The 10,642-nt window shown below is 76.6% G+C and carries 6 protein-coding genes; 5 read left to right on the top strand and 1 reads right to left on the bottom strand.

Annotated features, from left to right (window positions below):
- Positions 1-367: 367 nt before the first annotated feature.
- A complete protein-coding gene (locus EIO00_RS23375; RefSeq protein ID WP_140182498.1) occupies positions 368-2,851 on the bottom strand; it encodes a helix-turn-helix transcriptional regulator in 2,484 nt (827 codons plus the stop codon).
- 196 nt (positions 2,852-3,047) lie between these two features.
- Between EIO00_RS23375 and EIO00_RS23370 the strand changes: the two genes are divergently transcribed.
- The 5 genes from EIO00_RS23370 to EIO00_RS24910 all read left to right on the top strand — a co-directional run bounded on the left by EIO00_RS23370 (position 3,048) and on the right by EIO00_RS24910 (position 10,559).
- Positions 3,048-4,265: a hypothetical protein gene (locus tag EIO00_RS23370; RefSeq protein WP_140182496.1), complete on the top strand. Its 1,218-nt coding sequence runs from the start codon at positions 3,048-3,050 to the stop codon at positions 4,263-4,265.
- On the top strand, positions 4,262-4,801 hold the full coding sequence (locus EIO00_RS23365) for a hypothetical protein (protein WP_140182494.1): 540 nt from the start codon (positions 4,262-4,264) through the stop codon (positions 4,799-4,801). The genes EIO00_RS23370 and EIO00_RS23365 overlap by 4 nt, the downstream gene beginning before the upstream one ends.
- Positions 4,798-5,448, top strand: a complete 651-nt coding sequence (locus tag EIO00_RS23360) for a helix-turn-helix domain-containing protein (RefSeq protein WP_140182492.1) — start codon at positions 4,798-4,800, stop codon at positions 5,446-5,448. Before EIO00_RS23365 ends, EIO00_RS23360 begins: the two co-directional genes overlap by 4 nt.
- Entirely contained in the window at positions 5,445-8,621 is a 3,177-nt protein-coding gene (locus tag EIO00_RS23355) for a coiled-coil domain-containing protein (RefSeq protein WP_140182491.1), read from the top strand. Before EIO00_RS23360 ends, EIO00_RS23355 begins: the two co-directional genes overlap by 4 nt.
- 120 nt (positions 8,622-8,741) lie before the next feature.
- Positions 8,742-10,559: a serine/threonine-protein kinase gene (locus EIO00_RS24910; protein ID WP_140182489.1), complete on the top strand. Its 1,818-nt coding sequence runs from the start codon at positions 8,742-8,744 to the stop codon at positions 10,557-10,559.
- Positions 10,560-10,642 lie beyond the last annotated feature (83 nt).

The following is a 10,642-nucleotide window of genomic DNA, read 5'->3' as shown; positions in this document are numbered from 1 at the left end:
CCCGGGCGCATCGCGCGCCCCGGGTGCGGCTGCCTCCTCCCCTCCTCAGGGGGCAGACGCACACGCCGGGGCGCGCGACGCGCGGCCCGGTCTCTCCACGGCGCGCAGGCGTCCGAACGACGCGCCGCGCGGTGCCGGGCCCGCGACGCGGGACGGGCGGGCGGCGCGCCGACCCGGGCGACGGCCGTCGCCCCGTCGCCCGGGGTCGTCGTCCCCGGGGGGTGACGGGGCGTGCGGCCGGCACGCCGAGGCATGTGCCGTCACACGCTATGCCCCTCCGTCTGCGTGCACATGAGCCGGACTATGCATCCGGATGTGTAAAGCCGCGCCCGCCCACGGCTCGGGGTGTGTACACACCTCGGGGCGTTCAGCGACCGGCGGCGATGTTGTCCACCGCCCAGGCGGCGATCTGCGCCCGGGACCCGAACCCCAGCTTGGTGAGGATGTTGGTGACGTGCCGGGCGACCGTGGCGGGGCTGATCACCAGCTCGGCGGCGATCCCGCGGTTGCTCAGACCGCGCGCGATCATCTGGGCGATCTCCAGCTCCCGAGGGGTCAGCATGCCCGGCGGGGCCGCCGGGGCGGGCTCGCGGGACTCGGCGGCGTCCTCGGGGGCGGTCAGCGCGCGGGCCACCGCCTCCTCGACGGACATGGCCGCCCCCTCGTCCCACAGCCGGGCGACCGTGCGCCGTCCCAGTCTCTGCCGGGCCTGTTCCACGACCCCCTCCAGCCGCGCCGCCGCGTCGCCGCCCGGGCGCGTCGGCGCGTCGATCGCCGCGCGCAAAGCGGTGGCCGCCGCGGCCAGCAGCACCGCCGTGCGCGCGTCGCCCTCCCGCAGCCTCAGGTCGGCGAAGGACTCCAGACCGCGGGCGACGGTGAGGCGCAGCCCGGCCGCCGTGCCCAGTCGCAGGCTCTCGGCCAGCATCCGGCGGGCCGCCTCCGGGTCGCCCTGCTCCAGCGCGCATCGCCCCGCCCCGAGCAGGCAGCGGACGATCGCCGGGCGGGCGCCGATCTCCCGCAGCGTGCGCAGCGCCTCCTCGAAGCGGCGGCGCGCCCCGCCGGGGTCGCCGCGCGACCAGGCCAGCCTGCCCTGCATCGTCCGGCCGAGCGCGACCCCCCACGGGTGGTCCATCTCGCGCATGATCCGCACGCCGGTCCGCGCCGCCTCCTCGGCCTCCCGCAGCCGCTCGCCGCGCCGCAGCGCGGCGGACCTGGCGTACTGGACGAGCGCCTCGTTCCACCGGTCGCCGGCGGACCGCGCCACCGCCAGCGCCTCCTCCAGCAGCTCCAGGCACCGCCGCTCGTCGTCCCGCTGCAGCATGACCCTCGCCAGCACGCACAGGGCGGCCGGCAGCATCGGGCCGTCGGCGGCGCGGCAGCGTTCGGCCCCCTCCCGCGCCCATTCCTCGGCGCGGTCGTACTCCCGCAGGTCGAAGGCCACCAGGGCGCGCACCACCAGGACGGCCCCCACCAGATCGGGCGGCGACTCCCCGGCCCGTTCCAGGAAGCACCCGATCCACCGGTTCGCCTCGGCGTAGTGGCCGCGCGCCCCCCAATGCAGCCGGGCCGCCAGGCACAGCCGCAGGCCCTCGTCGACGTCCCCGCGCTCACGGCACCAGGCCAGGGCGGCGTTCAGGTTGTGCTGCTCGGCGTCGTAGCGCTGGAACACCGCGATCCGCTGCCGCCAGGAGGCCGGACGCGCCCCCGTCCCGATCTCGGCGTCGCGTTCCAGCGCCGCCAGCACCGCGGTCCGATGCCGGTCCCGCAGCGCCTCCTCCTCACCGGCCTCGGCCAGCCGCTGCGCGGCGTACTCGCGGATGCTGTCCAGCAGGCGGAACCGGATCTCCCCGGCCACCTCCCGGTCCACCACCACCAGCGACTTGTCGACCAGCGCGGTCAACAGGTCCAAGACGCTCTCCGGCGGCAGCAGCCGGTCGGCGCACACCCGTTCGGCCTGCTCCAGCGTCCAGCCGCGGAACACCGACAGCCGACGCAGCAGGATCCGCTCCGGCTCCGACAGCAGCTCGTGGCTCCAGTCGATCGTGCTGCGCAGCGTGCGCTGCCGCGGCGGTGCGGTCCGGTCGCCGGCGGTCAGCAGGCGGAACCGGTCGGCCAGCCGGTCGGCGATCTGCTCCAGCGACAGCACCCGCACCCGGGCGGCGGCCAGCTCCAGCGCCAGCGGGACCCCGTCCAGGGCCCGGCACACCCGCGCCAGCGCGGCGGCGTTGCGCTCGGTCAGCGCGAAGTCGGGGCGCGCCGCCGCGGCGCGGGTCAGGAACAGCCGGACCGCCTCGTGCCGGTCCGGGTCGGGATCGTCGGCGGACGGCACCGACAGCGGCGGCACCCGCCAGACGGTCTCCCCCGGCACCCGCAGCGGCTCCCGGCTGGTGGCCAGGATCCGCAGCCGCTCGCACCGGGTCAGCAGGGTGCGGCACAGCTCGGCGCACTCCTCCACCAGGTGCTCGCAGTTGTCCAGCACCACGAGCGCCCGGCGCCGGCGCAGCGTGGCGGTCAGCGTCTCCGACGGCGCCCGGCCGCGCTCCCCGACGATCCCGCAGGCGGCGGCGACGCGGCGGGCGACCGCGTCCGGGTCGGACCCGTCGACGGGCATGTCGGCCAGCTCCACCAGCCACACCCCGTCCGGATGCTCGTCGGCCACGGCCCGTGCCACCTGGAGCGCGAGCCGGGTCTTGCCGATGCCGCCGGGACCGCACAGCGTCACCGCGCGGGCCTGCGACAGCAGCCGGGACACCTCGGCGCGGTCGCGTTCCCGGCCGATGAACGGGGTGGGCTCGGCGGGCAGGCCGGGCTGCTGGGTGACGGCGTCGGTGGTGAGGGTCTGCGGTGTCATGTGCCCTGTGGTCCGTGATGGTCCGTGATGACCGGCCCGACATCCGTGAGGTTCTCCGCGAGTCTTGCACCCGCGACCGCGCTCCGTCCCGGTTTCCGGACGGAAAGTATCCGCGGCCGTCACAGAGGACGCGCGGGGCGGTGCTGGCCCGCGCACCGGTCTGTACGCCCGGAAAGCGGCGGTACGGTAGTGCGCCGTGCCCTCCCTGTCGCAGACCCCCCAGTCGCTGGACGACGTGCTCGTCGGCGAGGCCGTGCTGGGCGTCTACCGGCAGATGTTCGCCGCCCTGGCCCGCGACTCCGGGGCGGTGGTGGACGACCCGGAGCTGGTGGACATCGCCGAGACGCTGCTGTCGGCGTTCGCCGAGGCGGGCGAGGACGGGCTGAGCCGTGAGCAGATGCGGCATGTGTGCCGCCGCTACCCGGCCGAGGCGTTCGAGAACCGGCTGCGGGTGCTCAAGGGGCTCGGCGCGATCCGCGAGGTGTTCCCCAAGCCCAACCAGCTGCGCTACCGGGCCTCGTTCACCAGCGTGGTCGGGCTGATGTTCGTGCGGCGGATGATGCGGGACGGCGGCCAGTCGGAGATGCACCGGCTGCTGGCGCTGGAGCAGCTGAACGTGGCGGACCCGCGCATGACCGCCGACCAGGCCCGGGAGTGCGCCGAAGGGCTGGCCCGGGCGTTCCGGCTGTGGAGCGTGGAGCTGCTGACGCTGGCCAACGGGACCATCGAGGAACTGCGCGAGCAGGCGCCCAAGCTGTGGGGCACCGCCGAGACCATCGAACGGGCCGAGCGGCTGCACGGCGCGATCCTGCGCCGCTGGCCCGAGCTGGACCGCGCCTGCACCGAGCTGCGCGCCGCCATCCACGCCTACGGCGACGCCTCCCGGCGGGCCGCCGCCCGGCTGACCGACTCGGCGGGCACCACCCGCAACCTGACGCTGCTGCCGCCGGAGACCTGGCGCACGTTCGCCCGCACCGCCTCGCGGGAGGAGCTGGCGGCGGTGCTGGAGGGGTTCGTGTTCGACGCGCCCGCGCCCTGGCACGATCCGGCGGCGATCGTGACGGCGGTGGAGGAGTGGCCGCGCGACGCTCCGCCGCGTCCCGCGCCGCCCCGCCCGTCGATCCCCGACCCGGGGCTGGTGGACCGCCCTCCCGCCGTCCGCGGCGACGGCGACCGGCTGGTCACGGTCGCCGAGCAGGTGCTGCGCGGCCGGAACCGGGTCGAGCTGCGGGAGGTGCTGGACCGGGACTGGCCGGCGGCGCGGCGGCTGCTGGCGGATCTGACGGCGGCGGACCTGCGGCCGGACCTGCCGTACCGGCTGGTGTGGTCGGACGGCCTGGCGGTCCGGCCGGGCCGTTCCCCCTCCTGGCTGTCGGACGGGGTGTTCGAACGCGTCGGGGAGGCCGGCCGGTGACGGACCTGGATCCGCAGGCGCTGGCGCGGGCCCGGGCCAGGGTCGTCGGCGCGGCGGCGATGCCGGCGGAGGAGCCGGTGCCGGCCGGGCTGCTCCGCGTCGCCGACCGCGAACGGGCGTGGGCGCTGCCGGCCTGGCCGGACGGGGCGACCCCGGCGGTGCTGGAGGAGTACCAGATCGCCCCGATGCCGCTGGACCGGCCCGGCCCGGCCCGCCGGGCGCTGGCGGCGGCGCTGCGCTGCTGCTGGCGGCGGCTGGACGACTCCCCCTGGCCGGGCGAGGCCGCCTCCCTCGCCGACGTGCTGGAGGTGCACGCGGCCATCACCCGCGGCGACGAGGAGCTCAAACGCCGCTGGGCGATCGGCGACCTGCGCCGGCTGGCCGACACCGGCTGGCTGCTGCTGGACGAGAAGGCGGGCGTCGTGCGCTCCGGTCCGCGCACCGCGCTGTGGTCGGAGGAGTCCCTGGCCCCGCTGCGCGCCCTGCTCCGCCGGATGCCCCCGCCGCCCGCGGCGTCGCCCGGGGAGGAGGGGTGAACGAGCTGCTGGAGCCGCTGCTGCGGCCGTACGACGACAAGCGCCGGGCCGAGCTGGTCGCGGCGTACATGGCGGTGGAGCACGCCGCCGAGCCGGTGCCCGAGGTGCGGTTCCCCGCGCTGCGGGAGCCCGCGCTGCGGCGGACGGTGGAGCGGATGCTGGGATTGTCGGGCCGGACGCTGATCAAGACCTCGCCGGCGCACTGGACCTCCGGCTACTCCGACCGGGTGCGGGAGGCGCTGGCCGCCGACCCGGCGTGCGCGCTCCCGGTGTCCGACCGGGCGGTGCTGACGCTGGTGTTGATCCACTCGGTGGCGATCCCGCGGGCCGAGGGCCTGCTGACCGACGACTCGTGGCTGTCGCCGTATCCGGCGCCGCTGGAGGAGCTGCGGCGCCGCTCCCAGCTGACGATCTCCGAGCTGGAGGGGGCGTTGCGACGCCTGCGGGCGGCGGGGCTGGTCGCCCATGTCAAGGCCGGGCCGGACGAGGCGTCGGGCGGGTACGTGCCCGGCCCGCAGTTCCACCGGCTGACCGAGGCGGCGCGGCGGCGCCTGCAGGAACAGCTGATCCTGGCCGCCGGCCCCGACTCGCCGCTGGCGGCGGCGATCCGGGCGCGGCGGCGCGGCACGGGGAGGGGACGGGCGTGACGGCCGCCGAGGAGATCACGGGGACGCTGGACCTGCCGGGCGGGAGCACCGAGAACGTGGTGGGCGACCGCGCCCTGATCGCGGTGCAGGCGATCAACATCTCGCGGCTGTCGACCCACCCGGTGCCGACCGTCCCGGGCACGCTGATCGTGGTGGCCGGGCAGGGCCCCAAGGACTCCAACGGGGCGGGCAAGTCGTCGTTCATCGCGGCGATCACCGCGCTGCTGGGCGATGAGCAGTGGCGGCTGGCCTCCGGCGCGCGGGCGGTGGCGGAGCTGCTGTTCAACGCCGAGCTGGCGGCGCAGGGCGAAAGCCAGTGGGCCAGCGCCGACCACGGCTACATCATCGGCGTCTTCGCCCCCGACCCGGACCGGCCGGCGAGACGCCCCGCCCCGGGGGAGCGCCCCGGGGACGCCGGGGACGCGGAGGGGGCGGAGCCCGCGGCCGGGGGCGACGCCGCCGGGCCGGAGGAGGCGGTGACGGTGTGGCTGCGGGTGAACGCGGACGCGCCGCATCTGCAGATCCGCTGGCGGCGCGGCGTCCATCTGGCGACGGCGCCCTCGGAGGCCGAGCGGGTGGCGCTGGCCGACCGGCTGTGGGAGCGGCTGCCGCGGTCGGCGGGGCGCCGCGACTTCGTGGCCAAGGACCTGAACCGGGTGCTGTACGGCGGGCGGGTGCGCTGCGTGTCGTTCCTGTCGACCTCGGTGCGCAGCAAGGTCGCCACCAATCTGCTGTCCCAGCCGTTGAACGAGATCCCGCCGGAGCGGATCTTCAGCGCGATCGCCGCGCTCACCGGGCTGGACCGGGAGCTGGAGGCCGAACGCAGGTCCCGCGCCGAGGAGCATCGCGAGCGCGCCAAGGCCGCCGAGGCGCGGGAGCGGCTGGCCGAGTGGGAGGCCCAGGCCGAGGCGCTGCTCAAGGTGTTCGACCGCCGTGACGCGGCCCGCCGGGAGGTGGCGACGGCGCTGCGGCACTGGCGGTCCCGGCAGGCCCGCCTGCTGGTGGACGCCGCCCAGGCCGACGCCGCGTACGCGCGGGAGCTGGAGCGGCTCCGGGCCGAGTCCGCCGAGCTGGCCGAGGCGATCAAGGCGGTGGACCGGGAGATCGAGCAGCTGACCGGCGAGGAGCTGGACGAGCGGCTGGCCGAGGCGTCCGCCGAGCTGGCCGAGCTGCGCGGCCAGGCCGACCGGATCGGCGAGGACAAGGCGGTGGTGCGGGACCGGCTGGCCGAGCTGCGCCGTCAGGTCTCCGCGCTGGAGGAGCGGCGACGCGAGGCCGACGACCGGGACGAGGAGACCGCGGTCAAGGAGCTGGCCGAGGCCGAGGCCCGCCGGGACGAGGCCCAGCAGCGGCTCGGGATGGCCAAGGGCCGGCTCGCCCAGGCCGAACGCGACCTGGCCGCCGCCGAGGCGGGCGAGGGCAGCGCGCCCGCGCAGATCCGGGCGCTGGCCGCCGCCGGGGTGTCCGCGGTGGGGCTGCTGGACGCGATCGACCTGGAGCCCGGGGTCCGGGAGCGCTGGGAGAAGGCGCTGTGGCCGTACCGGGAGGCGGTGGTGGTCGCCGCCGCGGACGTGCCCGCCGCCGTGGAGGCGCTGCGCGACCTGCCCGGATCGATGATCGTCCCGGCGGAGGCGCCGCTGACCGGGGAGGCGGTGACGGACGGCCTGCCCGAGGGGGTGGGGTGCCGGGCGGCGCTGGGGCCGTTCTTCGCGGCGCTGTCCGGCGAGGACGCCGCCGGGGTGGTCGTGGTGGGCGGCTTCCCCGAGCCGGTGACCGGGCGGATGGCGCGGGTGCAGGCGGCGCGGGCCGCGGCGGCGGAGGCCCGGGAGGCGGTGGAGACCGCCCGCCGGGAGGCCGACGACGCCGCCGCCGAGGTGGCGCTGGCCGCGCGCCGGGTGGCCGGGGCGCGCGCCGCCGCCGAGCTGGCCGAGGTCATGGAGGCCATGGTCGGGCTGCGGGAACGGCTGGAGGCGCTGACCTCGGCCGAGGAGCGGCTGGGCCCTCGGCTGACCGCGGCCGAGCAGACCGTGCGGCGGCTGCAGGCCAAGGCCGACACCCGCGCGCTGGAGATCGACCGGCTGCGCGGCCGCCGGGAGGCCCACGAACGCACCCGCGACACGCTCCGCGAGCGGGCCGCCGAGCTGACCGAGCGACGGGTGACGCTCGGGCTGGAGGACCTGCAGCGGCAGTGGGGCGGCCCGGTCGACTCGGCCGAGGAGTGGCTGCTGACGCTCGGCCGGGACGAGCGGACCTGGACGCCGGAGGAGTGGTGGCACGTCGCCGAGCGGCACCTCGGCGAGGCGCTGCGGCAGGTGTTCCCCGGCGGCACGGCCGACGAGGACATGCCGGAGGAGATCCGGTTCCTGCTGCGCGAGCGGGCCGAGGGCGGGGGCGGCCGCATCGAACGCGAGCAGTCCACGTTCTTCCGGCTGGCCAAGGCGCTGGAGAGCCACCTGCGCCGGCAGGAGGACTATGAGCGGCATCAGCGGCGGCAGATCGAGGTGCAGCTGTCGGCCCGCCGGATCGACATGGAGAAGGCGCGGACCGGCGCGGAGGAGGCGGCGGAGGCGGCGGCCGCCCATCGCGCCGCGCTGACCGCCGCGATCCGGACGCGGCTGCAGCGGGTCGCCGAGGAGTTCGAGAAGCTGGACCTGGCCTACGGCGGGTACGGGGCGACGCTGGAGTTCCCCACCCCGGAGCCGCCCGCCGATCCCGAGCAGGAGTGGCGCTGGCGGGTCGTGCCCAAGTGGCGGCGTGCGGAGGGACAGCGGCATGTGCCGTACAACCGGCGCGCCAACACCGCGTTGATGGACGAGAAGGCGGTCAAGCTGGTGTGCGCGGCGGCGCTGGCCAGCTCCGGCGGCGGCCGGCTGGTCCTGGTGCTGGACGAGCTGGGCCGCAACCTGGGCAAGGAGCACCGCAGGGAGGCCGTGGCGCTGTTCCGGCGGATCGGCGAGACCCACGGCATCACGGTGATCGGCGCGCTGCAGGACGACATGGAGCCCTACGCCGTCGACGCCTGCGGCCAGTACATCAAGCTGCGCCGCTCCTCGGACGCCATGCCCTACAACGAGCCGCCGGTCGTGGTCGGCCACGACGCGCACCGGGAGCGGGTCCGCATGCTCGCCGAGCAGGTGGGCGCCGCCCGCCCCGCGGGCGCGGCCGGGCCCTGAGCCCCGGCCGGGTCCGTTCCGCCGTCCCGGCCCTCGTTCCCATCGCCCGGAGGCGTGAACCCGGCCCCGCCCCGGCGGCGTCACACAAGGGCGTTCTCAACGGTGCGAAGGGACGGATCCATGGCGGCGTGGCAGGTCTCGGGGTTCCGGGAGGTGCGGGAGCTCGGCAGCGGCGGACAGGGCCGGGTGGTGCTGGCCGTGCACGAGGAGTCGGGCGCCCCCGTGGCGATCAAGTACCTGTCCGCGCAGGCCGACGCGGGGGACCGCGACCGCTTCCGGCACGAGGCGCGGATGCTCGGCCGGGTGACGAGCCCGCACGTGGCGCGCCTGTACCGGCTGATCGAAGGCGAGCACGGCACGGCGATCGTCATGGAGGCGGTGAACGGCGTCTCGCTGAAGGAGATCCTGGCCCGCCACGGGAGGCTGGAGCCGCAGGCGGCGCTGACCGTGCTGAAGGGGTCGCTGCTGGGGCTGGCCGCGGCCCATGCGGTCGGGGTGGTCCACCGGGACTACAAGCCCGCGAACGTGATCGTCCCGGCGGACGGGCGCAGCAAGCTCATCGACTTCGGCATCGCCACCCCCGCGGGCACCGCCTCGCGCGCCGGGACGCCCTTCTACATGGCCCCCGAGCAGTGGCGGAACGAGCCCGCCACCCCCGCCACCGACGTGTACGCGGCGACGTGCGTCTTCTATGAGTGCGTCACCGGCCACCGCCCCTACCGGGCCGACAGTCGGGCGGCGCTGATGACCCAGCACGCCACCGCGCCCCTCCCCCTCGAGGAGGTGCCCGAGCCGCTGCGCCCCATGGTCGCGCGGGGCATGGCCAAGAACGCCGTCGAACGCCCGCCCGGCGCCGCGGCGTTCGTCGACGAGCTGGACCGGGCGGCCCGGGCCGCCTACGGCGCGGACTGGGAGGAGGAGGGCGTGCGGGCGCTGGCGGCCGCGGCCGTCGCCCTGGCCTCCCTGTTCCCCGTGACCGCCGCCGGCCTCGCCGCCTCCGCCGGTGCGGGGGCGGCCGGTGCCGCGGGGGCGGCCGGGGCGCAGGGGGCGGGCACCGCGCTCGGCTCGGGGGGCGTCGCCGGCGCGGCGCAGACCGCGAACGCGGGCGCCGCAGTCGCGGCCAAGGGCTCCGGGCTGGGCCTGCTGACCGGGACCGGCGCGAAGGTCACCGCGGTGGTCGCGGTGACCGCCGCGGCGACGGCCGGGGGCTTCGTCTACGCCTCCCAGAAGGCCCCGGACAAGACCCCGGAGACCCCGGAGGCGGTGAACGTCGCCGCGACGACCCGGACCTTCTCCCAGAACCTGCCGGACATCAACCTGATCGTGCAGAACGTCGAGTACGCGGTCGTCAGCGGATTCTCCGACCAGGCGGTGCAGCAGCGCGTCAACCAGGCCCTGCGCGCCCCGGTCGACCAGGCCATCGACGACTACCGCCGGCACTGGAACCGGGTTCGTCCCTCCCTTTCCCGTGACCTGCTCGCCACCCCCATGCGGCTGACCGTCAAGGTCTCCTACGGGCAACGCGGTCCCCGGCTGCTGTCGGTCCGCTATCTGATCGACAATCCGATATACGCGGGCGGCGGGCTCGAGCCGACGGTCAAGTCCGTGAACGTGGACCTGACCCGCGGCCGGGTCCTCACCCCGGCCGACATCTTCACCCCCGCCGCCCTCGCCGACAACGCCGCCGTCCTCTCCCGCCGGGTCCCTCCGCCGCCGCCGCTGCGCATCGACTCGGTGAGCTGCCCGTTCACCCCGATCTCCGATCAGCGGCTGATCGGCGGTGTCGCCGCCACCGGCCCCATGTTCACCGGCGACCGCCTGGTCTTCACCTTCCGGCAATGGGGGGAATGCGTCGGCGACCGCACCCGCGAGGTGCCCTACTCCCAGCTCGCCGACCTGCTCAAGCCCGACGTCCTGCGTCTCGCCCAGGGCGGCTGACCGGCGTGCGCCCGGCGGCGGGCGCACGCGGCGGCCCGCCGCCGGCGCAGGCGCGACGCGGCCGGCGGACCGTCCGGGGCGGG

Source organism: Thermomonospora catenispora, assembly GCF_006363815.1.
In the GTDB taxonomy this organism is placed as follows: domain Bacteria; phylum Actinomycetota; class Actinomycetes; order Streptosporangiales; family Streptosporangiaceae; genus Thermomonospora; species Thermomonospora catenispora.
Note: the sequence above shows the minus strand (reverse complement) of the source record. Positions and strands in the feature narration are given on the sequence as shown.

Coding starts and splice junctions, on each gene's coding strand:
- EIO00_RS23375 (WP_140182498.1), bottom strand. CDS start 2,851: ATGACACCGCAGACCCTCACCACCGACGCCGTCACCCAGCAGCCCGGC.
- EIO00_RS24910 (WP_140182489.1), top strand. CDS start 8,742: ATGGCGGCGTGGCAGGTCTCGGGGTTCCGGGAGGTGCGGGAGCTCGGC.